Origin of the sequence: Collinsella aerofaciens (genome assembly GCF_015555045.1) — a bacterium.
GTDB classification, from domain to species: domain Bacteria; phylum Actinomycetota; class Coriobacteriia; order Coriobacteriales; family Coriobacteriaceae; genus Collinsella; species Collinsella aerofaciens_W.
The window spans coordinates 1-16300 of sequence record NZ_JADNJQ010000040.1; the positions used below are offsets into that span (position 1 = coordinate 1).

Annotated in this window: 11 protein-coding genes and 1 tRNA gene; 4 read left to right on the forward strand and 8 right to left on the reverse strand. The window is 63.5% G+C overall.

Going from position 1 to position 16300, the window contains the following annotated elements:
• Window positions 1-222 precede the first annotated feature (222 nt).
• Window positions 223-298, forward strand: a tRNA-Arg gene (locus tag I2E45_RS09675).
• A 300-nt stretch (window positions 299-598) separates the two neighbouring features.
• On the opposite strand, the gene pknB is transcribed toward I2E45_RS09675, so the two are convergent.
• The 7 genes from pknB to I2E45_RS09710 all read right to left on the reverse strand — a co-directional run bounded on the left by pknB (window position 599) and on the right by I2E45_RS09710 (window position 11514).
• Complete coding sequence (gene pknB, locus I2E45_RS09680) at window positions 599-2560, reverse strand: Stk1 family PASTA domain-containing Ser/Thr kinase (RefSeq protein WP_195445910.1); 1962 nt, start codon at window positions 2558-2560, stop codon at window positions 599-601.
• A gap of 132 nt (window positions 2561-2692) precedes the next feature.
• Window positions 2693-5563: an FtsW/RodA/SpoVE family cell cycle protein gene (locus I2E45_RS09685; RefSeq protein WP_195445911.1), complete on the reverse strand. Its 2871-nt coding sequence runs from the start codon at window positions 5561-5563 to the stop codon at window positions 2693-2695.
• A gap of 16 nt (window positions 5564-5579) precedes the next feature.
• Window positions 5580-7379, reverse strand: a complete 1800-nt coding sequence (locus tag I2E45_RS09690) for a Stp1/IreP family PP2C-type Ser/Thr phosphatase (protein WP_195445912.1) — start codon at window positions 7377-7379, stop codon at window positions 5580-5582.
• A complete protein-coding gene (locus tag I2E45_RS09695; RefSeq protein WP_006235180.1) occupies window positions 7376-7792 on the reverse strand; it encodes an FHA domain-containing protein in 417 nt (138 codons plus the stop codon). The genes I2E45_RS09690 and I2E45_RS09695 overlap by 4 nt, the downstream gene beginning before the upstream one ends.
• Before the next feature lie 6 nt (window positions 7793-7798).
• Window positions 7799-8812, reverse strand: a complete 1014-nt coding sequence (locus I2E45_RS09700) for an FhaA domain-containing protein (protein ID WP_195445913.1) — start codon at window positions 8810-8812, stop codon at window positions 7799-7801.
• A complete protein-coding gene (locus I2E45_RS09705; RefSeq protein ID WP_195445914.1) occupies window positions 8809-10662 on the reverse strand; it encodes a serine/threonine-protein kinase in 1854 nt (617 codons plus the stop codon). Before I2E45_RS09705 ends, I2E45_RS09700 begins: the two co-directional genes overlap by 4 nt.
• Before the next feature lie 144 nt (window positions 10663-10806).
• The gene (locus I2E45_RS09710; RefSeq protein ID WP_195233879.1) at window positions 10807-11514 is read right to left on the reverse strand and encodes a hypothetical protein; all 708 of its coding nucleotides are present in this window, start codon (window positions 11512-11514) and stop codon (window positions 10807-10809) included.
• Between the two features lie 115 nt (window positions 11515-11629).
• On the opposite strand from I2E45_RS09710, the gene dnaX reads away from it, so the two are divergent.
• Complete coding sequence (gene dnaX, locus I2E45_RS09715; protein WP_195445915.1) at window positions 11630-14110, forward strand: DNA polymerase III subunit gamma/tau; 2481 nt, start codon at window positions 11630-11632, stop codon at window positions 14108-14110.
• Window positions 14111-14131: 21 nt separating this feature from the next.
• Here the strand turns inward: dnaX and I2E45_RS09720 are convergent, their stop codons facing one another.
• On the reverse strand, window positions 14132-14605 hold the full coding sequence (locus tag I2E45_RS09720) for a hypothetical protein (RefSeq protein ID WP_195445916.1): 474 nt from the start codon (window positions 14603-14605) through the stop codon (window positions 14132-14134).
• A gap of 340 nt (window positions 14606-14945) precedes the next feature.
• Here I2E45_RS09720 and I2E45_RS09725 point away from each other — a divergent pair, with 340 nt between their 5' ends.
• Window positions 14946-15266: a YbaB/EbfC family nucleoid-associated protein gene (locus I2E45_RS09725; protein WP_006235174.1), complete on the forward strand. Its 321-nt coding sequence runs from the start codon at window positions 14946-14948 to the stop codon at window positions 15264-15266.
• Between the two features lie 13 nt (window positions 15267-15279).
• On the forward strand, window positions 15280-15876 hold the full coding sequence (gene recR, locus I2E45_RS09730; protein WP_099432550.1) for a recombination mediator RecR: 597 nt from the start codon (window positions 15280-15282) through the stop codon (window positions 15874-15876).
• Window positions 15877-16300 lie beyond the last annotated feature (424 nt).

Sequence of the window (16300 nt, forward strand, 5' to 3'; positions counted from 1 at the left end):
GCGGTGTCCCCTCCCTTTCAAGAAAGGGAAGAGGCGGGGCATGCCCCGCCTCTTACACCACATCTCTGCGCGCTACCTCCAGCGAGGTCCCATTGGGAAAGTTTGACCCAGAATTTGCCTGGATAGTGGGACACACTTTCCGGAGGGCTGTTCCACTGCAACTTCGAAGAGTGGCTATACGCTGTATTACAACGGCGTAAATCTGCTACACTAGTACAACATGCCTCCGTAGCTCAGGGGATAGAGCACCGCTCTCCTAAAGCGGGTGTCGACGGTTCGAATCCGCCCGGGGGCACCAGAAGATTATGACGGCGTCGCGAGAGCGGCGCCGTTTCTGGTTTGTGGGAGCTGTCGGCGGATTCGGACCGTCGACACCCGCGTCACCAATTTCCCCGCGGGGGGAGTTTTCGAATCCGCCCGGGGGCACCAGAGGAATATCGAGCCCGGTACCGTTACGGTGCCGGGCTCTTTTGGTTTAAGGCATGCCGTAGTATTCGCTGCTTCAGATAAAGAAAGCGCCCGCTTGCTGGGGGAGCAAGCGGGCGCCTGTGAGCGAATATGTTTGCGGCGAAAGCCGCGATGAGCGGTGGGGTGGCGACTAGTTGGTCGTACCGGAATCGTCGCCCGTGCCCGAGCCCGAGCCCGAGCCCGAACCAGAAAGTGCGACCGTCAGCGTAATCGTGCTGTCGGTGGACTGTTTGCCGGTGGGGGAAACACCCGTAACGGTGGCATCTTCGTTGCCGCTCACGGGATTGCCGTTCTGGTCACAGAAGCCAATGTTATAGAAACCGGCGTTGTTGAGCGCGGTAACGGCGGCGGAAATGCTCTTGCCGTACAAGTTGCCCGGGACGGCGGCCTTGCCGGACTTCTTGGCAATGACGACGGTAATCGTGGCGCCGGGCTTCTGCTTGCCGCTGGGGTTCCAGCTGATCACGGTGCCCTCGGTAACCGAGTCGTTCTCCTGGTAGCTAACGTCGACGCCAAAGCCTGCCATATCGAGGGCGTTGCGCGCCTGGGCCTCGGTCATGTCGGTCAGATCGGGGACGGACGTGGTATCCGGGCCGCTCGAGACCTTGTACGAGATGGTCGTGCCCTTCGCGACTTCCTTACCGGCTTCGGTGCCCTGCTCAAAGACCTGGCCCTCATCGGCCTCGTTGGCCTGCTCGGAGGCGTTGCCCTTCAGGCCAACGCTTGCCAACGCGGCCTCGGCCTGGTCCTTGGTCAGGCCGACAAGCAGGGGAACCTCAACCTTCTCGGAGGGCTTGGGGCCCTTGGAGATTACTAGGTTCACCTTAGTGCCCTTGGCCTTCTTGGTGTTACCGTTGGGCGTCTGCTCGGCGACCTTGCCCTCGTCGACGTCGTCGTTGTAGCTCTGATCGACGGTGCCAACCTCGAGGCCGGCCTCCTTGATCAGCTCGACGGCAGTCTGCTGGTCCTTGCCCAGCACGTCGGGCACGGTGACCTGCTCGCCGCCAAAGAGTCCTGTGGCAAAGGCCACCACGATGCCGATGACGGCAACCGCTGCCACCACGGCGGCGATGATCTTGTTCTTGTTGGATTTGGGCTCTTCGACCTCGTAGGAGCCGGTGGAGCCCGAAACCGAGCTACGGGCGGTATTCTGGCCGCTCACGCCCGAGACGGGACGCACCATGGCGCGCGTCTGATCGGAAAGCTCGCGAGTCTTGGTGGCGCCCAGTTCACCGGGGGCACCGATGATGCGCGTGGGCTCCGAGACGTTGACGGCACGGCCCGACAGGTAGCTGTTGAGCACCTGACGCAGCTCGTCGGCCGTCTGGAAGCGGTTTGCGGGGTCCTTCTCCATGCACTTGAGGATGATGCGCTCAAGGTCGGCGTCGACACCGGAGTTGATCTGGCTCGGCGGAATAGGCAGCTCGTTGACCTGCTTGAGTGCGACCGAGATAGCGTCGTCACCGTCAAAGGGGACGCGGCCGGTGGCGCACTCGTACATCACGACGCCCAGCGAGTAGATATCCGAGGTGGGGCCGAGGTCCTGACCACGGGTCTGCTCGGGGCTGACGTAGTGGGCGGTTCCCAGCACGTTGTTGTCTTGCGTGAGGTGGCTGTTCTTGGCGCGCGCGATGCCAAAGTCCATCACCTTGATGTTGCCGTCGGGCAGCACCATGATGTTCTGCGGCTTAATGTCGCGGTGGATGATCTCGTGCTTGTGGGCGACCGAAAGCGCGGAGCTGATCTGCGAGCCGATCTGGGCGACCTTCTTGGGGTCGAGGGCGCCGTGGCTCTTGATGCCGCTCTTAAGGTCGGTGCCGCGCAGGTACTCCATGACGATGTAGTAGGTATCGCCGTCCTTGCCCCAATCGTAGACGCCCACGATATAGGGTGAGGAGAGACCGGCTGCTGCCTGGGCCTCCTGCTTAAAGCGTGCGGCGAAGGTCGCGTCGCTAGCATACTGCGGCAGCATGATCTTGACGGCTACCGTGCGGTCGAGAACCTGGTCCTGTGCACGGTAGACGGTCGCCATGCCGCCTGTTCCCACCTTATCCTTGAGGAGGTATCTTCCCCCGAGGACCCTCTGTTCCATTCCTGCTCCTAACATAACTATTCGCTCAACGATGTGTGTAGTACCTACGATGTGGCCGCTGGGGCCGTGTGACGCGTTGCCGCTAACCCTTAGGCCGCGGCGCGCCTCGGGTGTCCGATTCGATCATGGGCATCACGCTCCCTGTGCGGCAAGCGCCGCGGTCAGGACGATACCGGCGATCTTGGCGGCCTGGACGTCATGCTTGTCGAAATCCTCCAAGGCCACCGAGATGGCGACCGTGGGTGAATCGTAAGGTGCAAAGCCAACGAACATCGAGTTGACGTTGGTGCCGCCAGTCTCGGCCGAGCCGGTCTTGCCGGCGACCTTGACGCCGGGGATTTGGGCATCGGTGCCGCTGCCGGACTGGACGACGGCAAGCATGGCCTGCTTGACCTGGTCGGCCGTGGCGGAGCTGACGGCCTGACCAAGCGAGCGGGACTGCGTGGTCTTGACCACGGTTCCGTCCGGGGCGAGTACCTGGGCTACAAAGTACGGGTCCATGACCACGCCGCTGTTAGCGATGGCGGCGGCAATCACGGCGTTTTGCATGACGGTGGTCTGCGGGCCGGGCGTGTGGTCCATGCCGACAGGCTGGCCGGCGCCGGCCCAGGCGGTCTCCCACTCGGTCATGAGCGACGGGTCGGCCATGATGGAGGCCGCGGAGGTCAGGTCCTGGCCGAGCTTTTGGCCGTAGCCAAAGGCGTTGGCAAACTGTACGAGCGTGTTTGCGCCAACTTCGTTTGCCACCTGGCCGAAGACGACGTTGGAGGACACGGCAAAGGCCTGCTGCAGGCTGATGGTGCCGTAGCTCTCGTTGGCATAGTTGGTGACCGGTGCGTTGCCGATGTCCATGGAGCCGGGCGCCTGGTAGGTGCTGGTCAGGCTGGCGGTACCGGTCTCGAGTGCCGCGGAAAGCGTAACGACCTTAAACGTGGAGCCCGGCGTGTACAGCGCGTCCATGGCGCGATTGTACATGGAGCCGTCCTCGCCGCCGCCCGTCTGCAGCAGGGCATCGATGTTGGTGTTGTCGTAGGTGGGCGAGCTGGCACATGCGAGCACCGCGCCGGTACGCGGGTCGATGACCACTACAGCGCCCTTAAAGCCCTTGAGTGCCTGCTCGGCCGCCGTCTGGATACGCGAGTCGATGGTGAGCTTGGCGGTGTTGCCCGGCTGGGTCTGGCCCGCGAGCGACGCGATGGCATTGTTCCAGCTGGAGTAGTCCTTAGAACCGGTGAGCGTGTCGTTCATGACGCTCTCGATGGCGGTGGTGCCATACTGCTGGCTCACGTAGCCAACCACGTGCGCTGCCAGGTTACCGTTGGGGTAGGAGCGTACGTAGGTGCCGTCCTCCTGCTGCAGCGACTCGGCCAGCGTCACGCCGTCGGACGTGATGATGGAGCCGCGCTGGATGTACTTGGAGCGGGCGATGGTGTGGTTGTTGGTCGGCATGTCCTGATAGTCCTTGGCCTTAATGACCTGGACATAGGTGAGGTTGCCGATAAGGATGGCGAACAGCGCCGTAAAGGCGAGCACCGCGCGGGTTAGACGGTTGGCGAGCGCAACGCGGCCGAGCACACCGGATTCAGGCGTGTCGAGCAGGCGACGTCGCATGCGCGAGCCGACGGAATGGCTGCCGCTGCCGTAGGAAGACGAGGTGGCAAAGCGCGTGCCCGTCGGGGCGGCGGCAGATGCGACCTGATCATCGGTGATGGCGGCCATGGTGCCGGTGCCGGTAAGCTCGGCCTCGCGTCCGGTAGCCTCGTCACCGGCGCGCAGCAGGAGCGCGACGATGATAAAGCTCGCCAGCAGCGAGGAGCCGCCCTGGCTCATAAAGGGCAAGGTGACGCCGGTCAGCGGGATCAGGCGGGTTACGCCGCCAACGATCAAGAAGGCCTGGAAGCTGATGGCGGCCGTAAGGCCTGTGGCACTAAAGGCGGCGAGGTCGGATTTAGCGCGGGCAGCCGTGGTGAGGCCACGCACGGCAAAGAGCATAAACAGGATGAGCACGGCGCCGCCGCCCAAAAGGCCCATCTCCTCGCCGATAGCCGAGAAGATAAAGTCGGACTCGACGACAGGGATGTTGTTGGCCATGCCGTTGCCGATGCCAACACCGACCAGACCGCCATCGGCAAGCGAGAAGAGCGACTGGACGATCTGGTAGCCCTGGCCCTGGGCGTCCTTAAACGGATCGAGCCAAACCTGGAAACGCACCTGAACGTGCGACAGGAACTTGTAGGCGCCCACGGCTCCAACAGCTAAGAGCGCAAGGCCGATAACGACATACGAAAAGCGCCCCGTGGCAACGTAGAGCATCAGCAAGAAGATGGTGTAGAACAGCACGGCCGAACCCAGGTCGCGTTCGAAGACGACGACGAGCAGGCACACACCCCACACGGCAAACAGCGGCAGCAGCAGTCGCAGGCGAGGGATCTTAAAGCCCAGAATCTTGCGGTTGGAGATGGAGAGCAGCTCGCGGTTCTCGGCCAGGTAGCCGGCCAGGAACAGGACGATAAAGACCTTGGCGAACTCGCCGGGCTGGATGGTAAAGCCCGCGATGCGAATCCACAGCTTGGAGCCCGAGATCGTGGTGCCGATAAAGATAGGCAGCATCAGCAGAATGATGCCGATGATGCCAAAGGTGTACTTGTAGCGCATGACCACGTCGAGGTTTTTGACTAGTGCAAGCGTTCCCACCATGAGCGCCACCGAGACAAACAGGATGATGAGCTGTGAGATGGCGAGAGCGGGGGCGAGACGCGTCACGAACGTGATGCCGATGCCCGAAAGTATAAATACGATGGGCAGGATGGCGGGGTCGGCACCGGGTGCCAAGATGCGCACGGCAATGTGGGCCGCGGCAAAGGCGGCAAAGAGGCCGATCGGTACGGCGAGCGTCTCAAAGGAGATGGCAGCGCCCGCGGTGAGGACGTACATCGCATACAGCAGGATGACGGGGAACGCCGAGGCGATGAGCAAGAGCAGCTCGGTGTTGCGGCGACTCATAAGCGGCACTCCCTTTCTAATTCTTATCGGAGGCTTCGGCCTCGGCGGACTGTTCGGCGGTTTTCTCGGAATCTGATTCGGAGGTCGATCCCTGATTGGTGTTGTCGCGAATCGTTTGCGCGTCGATCACCTGGCGGGTCTGCTCCTCGTCGATCTGGTGGCGGTACTTGGATATCGTGTCCTGCGCATCGTCGACACTTGTTTGCGGAATGCCCGCCTTGAGGCGGTTTTGCGTGTCTTCGGGCAGGTCGGACAGCTTGATGCTGGTTTCGCTTTCGAGCCAGTGGAGCTTGAGTCCGAGCGGCTTGCCGGGCAGGCCGCGCCAGACGGCGACATTGCCCTGGTAGGTACCCAGGTAGTACGAGCCGGTGACACCCGTGTAGGCCCAGATGCCAGCTGCCAGCACAAAGACGAGGGCCAGGATGGCGGCGATAGTAACGTTGCGGCGACGCACGCGTTGCGCCTCGCGCATGACGCCATCGTCAACCAGGTCAACGACTACTACGGTCACGTTGTCGTGGCCGCCGGCGGCAAGCGCCGCGTCCACTAGGTTGTCGACGCAGATTTGCGCGGTTGAGGATTGCGTGGCGATGTTCTCGATATCGCTATCGGGAATCATGCTCGAAAGGCCGTCAGAGCACAGGATCAGGCGGTCGCCTTCCTCGATATGCAGAGTGAAGTGGTCGGCATACATGGCGGGGTCCGAGCCCAGCGCACGGGTGATGACCGAACGGTTGGGGTGGACGCGAGCCTCGTCTGCCGTGATCTCGCCGGCGTCCACGAGCTCCTCCACGTAGGAGTGGTCGCGGGTCACGCGGATGAGCGTGCCCTCGTGGAGCAGATAGGCGCGAGAGTCACCCACGTGGGCGATGGCGAGCGTGTCGTTTTCGATATAGGCGCAAGTGGCTGTGCAGCCCATGCCGGGCTTGCCCAGGCCATTCAAGGCAGCCTCGATTACGGCGGCGTTGGCGGCCTCGACGGCTGCCGCCAGGCGTGCGGCGTCGGCAGACTGAGGAGCTGTCTTGGCAATGGTCTCGACAGCGATAGAGGAGGCTACCTCGCCGGCGGCGTGACCGCCCATGCCGTCGCATACGCAAAAGAGCGGCGACTGCACCAGGTAGGAATCCTCATTGTGCGGGCGCACGCAGCCAACATCGGAGCGGGCGCCCCACATGAGTTGCGTGGTGGTGCCGGCATCATAGGTCGAGTCGGTCTCGATGCGCTCCTCGGTCAGGGGCTCAAAGCTCATGGTCGAGCCGGGGTCTTTGAGCTTGGCCTCAACGGCGGCAACGTCGATCTCTGCTGTGTCACCGGGAGAGACGGTGTTTGTCTCGGCGTTTGATTCGGAATCTCCGGTGTCCGGGGAGTCGGGCTCCTCGGAAACGCGGGCGGTCGACTCGTCGTCTTGCGGGCTGACGTCTATAGGCTCGGGCGCCGGCGTAGACGCGGGCGCAACCTCGGACGCCGGGGCCATGGGAAACGCCGGCGCGGCGGGCTCGGGTGCCGCAAACACCGCAGCGCTCTCGTTGATTGCCGCGGCGACGGGCTCTGCAAAGTGAGCCGGCGCCGGGGTTGCTTCGGGCGCTGTGGGCTGTTCCGCAGCATGTGCGCCGATGGGCGCTGCTGCGGCATCCTCTTCGCCCTCGTTATCGGCGAGATCCGAAATATCATGCGTTACATGCGAAAGAGGCAGGGAGAACACGGTGTCCTCGGGCTCCACGGGTGTGGAGTCCGCCGGAGCGGCGTGGGCCGGTGCAGCTACGGCGGCAGCCGGTGCCTCGGTCATAGTTGCGGACTTGTTCTCCTCGTCGATCATCGACGGTTCACCTTCATGACCACGTCGCCAATCTGGACTTCGTCGCCCTCACGCAGCGTCGCGGGCTCCACGAGCTGGCGGCCGTTGACGAGCGTGCCGTTAAGCGAGTTGAGGTCCTCGATGATGAGCGCCGGGCCCTGCAGCGAAAAGCGCGCATGCGAGGCCGAGACGAACGGTTCGTTGATGCAGATGTCCGAAGATGGCGAGCGACCGACGATGACGGGGCCGAGCATGTCTACGTGGATGCCGCGGATACCGCGCGGACCCTTGTCCACATCAATCGTCCAGATAGCCGAGTCGCGGCGCTGCCCGCGCACAAGTCCCACGCCGGTCTTCATGACGGCGAACAGGAAGATATAGAGCAGGGCGACCAGGACGATGCGGCCTGCAAAAAGGACGATATCGATGTTCATAAGCGACTATCCCCTAAATTCAAAGGTGCTCAGGCCAAACGTCAGCAGATCGCCGTTGCGCAGCGGGCAGCGCGTAATGCGGCGGTTGTTGACGAGCGTGCCGTTGGTGGAATTGAGGTCCTCGATCGACCAATCCGAGCCCGTAAAGGTGAGCTGGGCGTGGCGGCGCGACACGTTGGGGTCGCGCAGGGCAATGTCGGAAACTGAGCGCTCGCGACCGATGGTCACCTGTGCGGAGGTGATGCTATGGCTCTCGCCGCTCACGACGTCGACGAGCTGGGCGAGCGGGCGCTGCGGGGCGCGAGTGCTCGCCATGTTGGAGGCGATGCCGGCTGCGGCGCCTAGGCCCACGGCGGCACCGGTCGCGGCGGCTCCGCCCATGCCGGCAAGCGCGTCGCGCGAGACGGTCTGAGGCACCGGGATGGGTGCGGCGGCGGGGTCGGGGACGCTAGGCGCGAAGGGGTCTGCCACGGCAAGCGGGTCGGGAGCGGCGGTGCGAGGCGTCGGCTGTTGCTGGGGCATGGCGGCGGGGCGCTGCTGCTGCGGGGCAGCAAACTGCTGCTGGCCGGCGCGCGGGGCGCTGGCGGCACGGCTTGCCGCGGAGTTGTTCTGGCCCAGGCCGTTCTGATAGGCGCGCTCTTCTTCGTACAGGCGGCCGAGCGTGGGGGCATCGACGTTCTCGGCAAAGACCGAGAACTTGCCGGCGCGCAGCTGCGGATCGATCATAAAGCGCACGAGGGGCTCGCCGACAAAGACATAGCGGCGCTTTTCGGCCTGCGCCTTCACAAACTCGCGGACCTCGCGCGAAAGCTCGGGGTAGAACGGGGCGAGCATGGGATCGTCGTCGGCGGCGATCAGGATGGTATAGAGTGCCGGCGCCGTGTTGACGCCGTTGATCACCAGAGTCTGATCCTCCATGTCGCGAGCGGCCTGCTTGGCAAGCTTCTTAAAGGAGAACGGGGCACGGGTGGCACCGAAGATGCCGGCCACGTGGTCCTCGAAGATGTTCAGGAAGTTCACGAAAGATCACTCTCCGTATAAGTTCTTTGGTATCCGAGCAAATATAGGCATATCCCAACGATTATAGAGGATAGGGTTCCCGCAACCGCCGCCTTGGCGACGACCGCGGCTGCAAGGCTGGCAATTTCCATATGGTGTGCAAGACAGGACGCCGCTGCGCAGCCGATGCCGGTGACAGCGATGGCGGCGATTGCGGCAAGGTTTGAGCCCTGATCGGCACGCTTGGCATGGGCATTGAGCAGCGCAGATGACGCCGCGGCAGTTGCCGCTACCAGCACAAAGGCAGCCCAAAGGAGCGGGTCTCCCAGCGCTGCGGCAACGCTACCGAGCCCCAGCACGCCTCCGGCTGAAAGCGCGACCGTGGCCAGACGGGCAAAAAGCGCGCCCATGCCCGTTGCCGCGGCGGCGCTTGCCGGGCCGAGCCAAAATGACGCGACGCCGGCGGCGACCCCAGCTGCCAGAAAGGTATTGCCGGTCAGACAGCCAAGCGCGAGTGCACAGGTGAGCGTGGCGCTCGCGGCAGTCTCGGTGCGACCCCAGGCGATCCACCAACCGGACATGGCGGCGGCAAAGATCACCGCGACGGGCAGCATCGACAGGATGCCCTGTGCCTGCATGGTGGCGTTGGCCATGAGCACCAAAAAGCCCACAGCCGAGATGGCCGAGCCAATCTGGGGGGCCAGGCCAGCCGCCGCTCCGATCGCGATGGCCGCAATGACCAGGCCGGGAAGCGCCGCGACCCCGGCCGTTTGCATCAGCAAAAAGCTAAAGGTGCCGCACGTTAGCGCCGAGATAGTGCGCATGGTGTAGTCGCGCGCATGGCTCCAGCGCGTGCCCGCCCAGCCAAGTGCGGGGTCGACCTCGATGGCGTCGTCCTCGTAGTGCGACGGCTCGATATCGTCGAGCTCCTGCTCGTCATCCGAAAGTTCGCCAACCATTTGCTCTAGGCTGCGACGGCCCTCGCGCACGCTGCCCAGACCGGCAAGGAGCTGGTCGCAAAATGCCTCGATGCTGCTGGGGCGGTCCTGCGGCATGGGGGAGAGCGCGCTCATGAGCGCGGCCTCGGCTCCCGGGGGAAAGTGTGGTATCAGCTCGCTGGGATAGGTGGCGCCGCCGATGATGCGGTCGAGCGAGTCGGCGGGCGTGGCCGCCATAAAGGGGGCGCTGCCGCACAGGCCCTCATAGATTACACAGGCGAGGGCAAAGACATCGGCGCGCTCATCGACCGTGCCGGTCTCGATATCGAGCTGCTCGGGCGGCATGTAGCCGATGGTGCCGCCGCGCGAGCCGCCAAAGCCACCGGCGGACGACAGTCGCGCCATGCCAAAGTCGGTGAGCTTTACATTGCCCGAGTGGTCGATGAGCACGTTGGCGGGCTTAATGTCCAGGTGGAGTACGCCATTACTATGGGCGAAGGTGAGCGCCTGGCCTAGGGCATCGGCAATGGCCGCGGCCTCGTCAAAGGTAAGTGAGTGACCGTCCACGCGGTGCAAAAACTCGGCCAGCGACATGCCATCGACATATTCCATAACCAGGTAGGCATAGGCTGTGTCGTGCGTAAAGTCGATGACCTGCACGATGTTGGGATGTTGAAGCATGGCGGCAGTGTGCGCCTCGCGCAGGACATCCATGATGTCGCTGGCGGGCATGCCGACACCGTTAATAAGGGGGATGCGCTTAATGGCGACGCGGCGGCGCAGGTGCGTGTCGCGGCAGATCTCGATGGAGCCAAAACCGCCGGTCGCAAGTGTCTCGAGCGGCTGGTACCGCTTGAGCAGCTCGCGAGAGCTGGTGCCCTCCAAAGGAACGTCCGGCGAGAACCGGGCGGTATGTTGCGAGAAAAGCGGCATGGCCAACCCTCGTGCGTTTAAAGTTCGTTTGCGAGCGGCGGGCGCGGGGCCGAGCCGTTCGCGGTGGCATAGATGCTGCTAGTGTAGCACGCTCTGGTGCATGGGGAGGATAGCGGGATGCGAGGCTGCCTGTCTGGCTTGGCCTTAGCGCTTCTTCTTGTTCTTCTTCTGCTTGCGCTTGGTCTCCTGGGGCTTGTCGCCCTGCTTGGCCTCGGCGGCGGCCTTCTCGGCCTTCATTTTCTTCTTCTTGGTCTCGATGCGGAGTTTTTTGTTGATGCGCGCCTTAAGGAAGGGACCGAACTGCTCGGCATCGCCGCGGACAAAGGTGTCCTTAGGGATCGTCACGCCCTGGTCGGCGAACATGGCCACAAAGATGCGCTCGCCGTCGAGCACGTGGTCGAGCTTTTCAAACGGGAAGAACTGTGACTTGCCGCTCTTGCCCCAAACCATCAGGCCGTCCTCGTTGGCGGCGACGCGGCGATAGCGGCCACCCATGGACTCGTCGGCCTCGACGGCGTCGATAAAGTCGCGGGCGAGGGTGTGGTGCAGGTTCTTGCTCCACCAGGCCAAAAAGGCGCCGAATACGATCAGCACGACGCCAAACTTGATCCAGTTGCCGCCGGCCACCAACATGCCGATGCCGATGAGCGCGGCAATTGCCGCGGCGACATACAGCGAGCCGCGACGCCTGGGCGAGGCGACCAGGCGGGCGAAGTCGGTGACCAGGTCGTTTTCGTACTGGTACTCGTTGAGGTACAGGATACCGTCGTCGGCTGCGGCCTGCTCCTCGAGCGCGACCTCGACCTGGTCGGCTGCTTCGGAGGGGACGAGGTTGCTCTCTGCGTCTGCCATGCTCTTTGGACTCCTATCGCGGCGGGCTCGCCGTACGGGTATTATGGAATGCAGTATGCCGTGCGACCGCATGGCCGCCGCGGCAACAAGACTCAGTATACCCGGGGGAGCACCCATGGAATCGTTGTACCGAAAGTATCGCCCGCTCACCTTCGACTCCGTGGTGGGCCAGCAGCATATCGTCTCGACGCTCGAGCACGCCATCACCGAGGGGCGCCTGTCCCACGCGTACCTATTCTGCGGACCGCGCGGCACGGGCAAGACCACCATGGCGCGCATTCTGGCCAAGGCGCTGCTGTGCCGCAATGCCGAGGCGGCGCGCGCCGAGGGTGCAAGCGGCTGCATGCCCGACGGTACTTGCGAGGAGTGCGAGCTCATCGCCGAGGGCAACCACCCGGATGTCTACGAGCTCGATGCCGCAAGCCGTACTGGCGTGGACAACGTGCGCGAGGAGATCATCAACTCCGTCAACTTTGCCCCGGTGCGCGGCAAGTACAAGATTTATATCATCGACGAGGTCCACATGCTCACGACGGCGGCGTTCAACGCGCTGCTCAAGACGCTTGAGGAGCCGCCGGCACACGTGATCTTTGTGCTGTGCACCACCGACCCGCAAAAGATTCTGGAGACCATCCTCTCGCGCTGCCAGCGCTTCGATTTCCATCGTATCGGCAACGAGGATATTGAGCATCGCCTGGCATACGTGTGCGAGCAGGAGGGCTTCGATTACGACGACGAGGCGCTGGCTATCGTGGCACGCCATGCCAAGGGCGGCATGCGCGACGCGTTGTCCACGCTGGAGCAGCTGAGCGTTTTTGGCAACGGCGCCGTGCATGCGGACGATGCCCGCTCGCTTTTGGGCGAGGTTTCGGACCAGATCCTGGGCGAGTTTGCCCGCGCCATTGCCGATCGCGATGTTGCCGAGCTATATGGACTGATCCGTGCGCAGGTCGAGGAAGGAAACGACCTGCTGGAGCTGACGCGCGACCTGGTGGCGCATGTGCGTGACGTGTACGTTGCCTGCGTTGCCGGTGCCCGTGCCGAGCTGTTTGAGGGCGGCTCCGAGCAGGCCGAGGCGCTTGCTGCCGAGGCCGCTGCCTTTGGCGAGCATCCTGCCGACCGCCTGGCCCGTGTGCTGACAGTGCTCGACGATGCCGCGCTGGAGATGAGGGGCGCGAGCGACGTGCGCCTGGTGCTTGAGATTGCCTGCACGCGTCTGGCACGTCCCGAGGCTGATTTAACGATTGAGGCATTGGCCGAGCGCGTGGCACGTCTGGAGGCCATGGTTGCCAACGGCGCCGTGCCGGCGAGCGTGGCCGCTGCTCAGGCCGCCGCGCCTGCAGCATCCGTACCCGCTGCTGCCCAACAGCCGACGCTCATTTCGGGCGCCCGTGCTGCCGCTCCGGCGGCATCCACTGCCCCCGCTGCTACGTCCGCGCATCAGGGTGGCATGCCTTGGGACCGCGGCGCTGCTGTTCCGGCTGCCCAGCCTGCTCCCCGTTCTGCGTCCGTGTCAGCTTCCAAGTCTGCAGCGCCTGCACCTCAGCCTGCGCCGACGTCGACGCCTCAGCCCGTTGCTGCCCCCGCGCCTGCCACCGCTCCGGCACCTAAGCCCCAGTCCAACAATGCCGCCCAGGTTGCCGCCGCCGGTGCTGCCGAGACGCCCGCGGTCGAGGATGCCGGAGAGCTGCAGCGCAAATGGGCCGAGGTCGTCGAGCGTGTCAAGGCGCGTCAGGCTTCCTACGCAGGGCTTTTGCTCAACGCCCGCGCCACGGCCGACGACGGCTCCAAGCTCACGGTCTCGTTCCCCGCGGGTTCGACTTTTGCCATTAAGATGCTCGGTCGCGCCGATACGCAGTCGGTGGTCCTGCCGACGGTCTGCGCGGTCTTCGGTCGTCGTACCGTCGACTATGTCCTGGATGGGGGTGGCACGCCGGCTCCTCAACATGAGGAGCATTCTCCATCTGCACGGGCTGCGGCATCTGCGGACCCGCAACCCGTGTCCTCGGCGGCCCCTGTATCCTCGAGCGCCAGCGCGCCGCAGCAGCAAGCGGCGCCGGTAGCGGCATCGACCCCGTCGGCGCCTAAGCCCGCAGCGCCCAAACCGGCTGCTCCGACACCCGCGCCCAAGCCCGTCTCACCCGCGCCCAAGTCGTCTGACCTGGGCAAAGCCCCCTGGCTACGCTCCGACAACCCCGCCGGCGCTCCTGTCACGGGTAAGCTCCCGACCGAGCCCGCACCTCGTGCGCCCGAGCGCGCGTCCGCTCCCAAGGCTCAGCCTGTCGCGCAGCCCGCGCCGTGGGAATCCGAGCAGGTGCCCTACGACGACGCTATGGTCGGCGGCTTTGCCGGCGATGCGAGCGGGGACGATCTGCCTCCGTTCGACGTGCCGGGTGCGGCGTCCGCGCCCAAGTCCGCTGCAACTGCCCCCAAAGAGGAGGACGCTCCTGCAGCTCCTTGGGAGTCCAACCCCGGTGCGGGCAGCCCCTTCGGCCATCAGGGTGCAGCCCCGAGCATCCCGCAGACCGAGGACGAGGCCAAAGACCTCATCCGCAGCGTCTTCGGTCAGGCCACCATCTTCAAGCCGGTGGAGTAGCTGCGTGGGCGGGTATACCGTTCAAGAAGAGGGCCCCTTGTCCGGGCGCATCTGTATTTCGGACATGTATAGCGTGGTGCCACGTATGTCGCATTCGAGCAAACAGGTGCGCGACGGCCGGCCTAGGATGTTGAGGTCGATACGATACGTCGCATGGCTGTCTGTGTGCTCGACTTGCTCGGCGTCGACGGTTGCTCCGATTGTCGAATAGTCGCCTAGCTCGGCATCGACAATCTTGGAGTTATTAATCTCGACCTTGAACTCTTGGTAGAGGGACGGGCTGTTGTAGTAAACGGTTCGGGTTCCGTCGGTGCACTTATCGGTCGTCTCCCATTTGACGACGGGCTGGTCCGAGCTGGCTATCAGCAGTTCTGCTCCAAAAGCTATGGCATGGGTGATGACAACCAGCAATGCCCAGCCGACAAAGAGATAGAGAACCACATATGCAACGGGGTGTTTTGAGCGGATGTTTTGGAGCGCGTCGGGGGCATTCATGGGGCACCTCCAAATTGCTATCTTTGACAATCAAATTTTACCATGCTGTCATGAGCGCCACCTCGAGCGGGGGTTTAGCATTTTGCTATCTAGCTGGATGCAGAAAATGCCGGGTTCCGGCTCTACAAGATTTAGCTTTCGATATTATGCAGATGCGAATTATTCAACTTTGCATAATCTTTGGGCGCGGCTTGCACTCCAGGACATGTATATCGACTGAGGTAGCACGACTGCCCCGCTCGCCTGCCTCGCGGCGTGGTACGATTTTTGCGTTTGAAAGTCCCGCCGCGCTCCGGCTGCCCTTGCAGCTTGTCGCGCGGCCGCACGTAAAGGAGCCATCATGGCCGGTATGAACATGCAGCAGATGATGAAGCAGGCCCGCAAGATGCAGGAGCAGCTTGCCGCCGCGCAGGAAAACCTCAAGTCCCAGACCGTCGACGCCTCTGCCGGCGGCGGCATGGTCAAGGTGACCGTTAACGGCGAGATGGAGCTCGTCAACCTCACTATTGACCCCGATGCGCTCGATCCCGAGGACGTCGATATGCTGCAGGACATGATCATGGCTGCCGTCAACGAGGCTGTCCGCGGCGTCAACGAGCTCGCCAACAAGCAGATGGGTGCCATCACCGGCGGCCTCAACATCCCGGGCATGCCGTTCTAAGACGCGCATATATATGAGTGCCAACCATAGTCTGCAAAAACTGCTCGATGAGCTGGGTCGCCTGCCGGGCATTGGCCCCAAGTCGGCCCAGCGCATCGCCTACTACCTGCTCGAGGCCGACGCCGAGGAGGCGCGCCGCTTGGCCGAGGCCATTCTAGAAGTTAAGCAGGAAGTGCATTTTTGCAGCCGCTGCTTTAATTACGCCACCGCCGACGAGTGCTCCATCTGCCAAGACTCGATGCGCGACACCACCCGCATCTGCGTGGTGGGCGAGCCGCGCGATGTCCAGGCGATTGAGCGCACGGGTAGCTACCACGGCCTCTACCACGTGTTGGGCGGTGTGATCAGCCCCATGGACAAGATCGGCCCCGAGCAGCTGCACATCCGCGAGCTGCTGGCGCGCTTGGGCCATGAGGATATCCACGAGGTCATTATCGCCACTAACCCCAATATCGAGGGTGAGACCACGGCGAGCTACCTTGCTCGTACCATCAAGCCATTGGGCGTTGAAGTATCGCGTCTTGCGAGCGGCCTTCCCGTGGGCGGCGACTTGGAGTATGCCGACGAGCTTACGCTCGGCCGCGCTATCGAGGCCCGTCGCGCGATCTAGGATCTAGGATCTGCCCCAACGACCTCGCGTTTCATTGCGCGTTGCACGCGGTTGCCATAATTGGTCCCATGTTCGTGCATTTGTTGTGCAACAAATGCACTTTGCATCCGCTTATCGCGTGGATGCCCCTGTTCGTGTCCCGTATTTGCGCGTTCGTTGCGCAACCTTTTGTGTTCGCTGATACACTCAACTATGGGTTTGAATGAATGCGCCGCTTTCGAGCGGCGTGTTTTTGTTGGAGGAGATCGCATGCGGCCCGGGGGCACTCAGACAAAGCATGGCGCCGCGGTGCGTATGCAGCGCCGGTTGGGCCTGGCGCCTCGGGCGTGTGTGCTGCTGTCCTGTTCGCTCATATGACCCAATCCGCTGTCAAGAGCCACAATGGCCCCGCCGACCGCTTGCAATCGGTCGGCGGGGCCTGCCG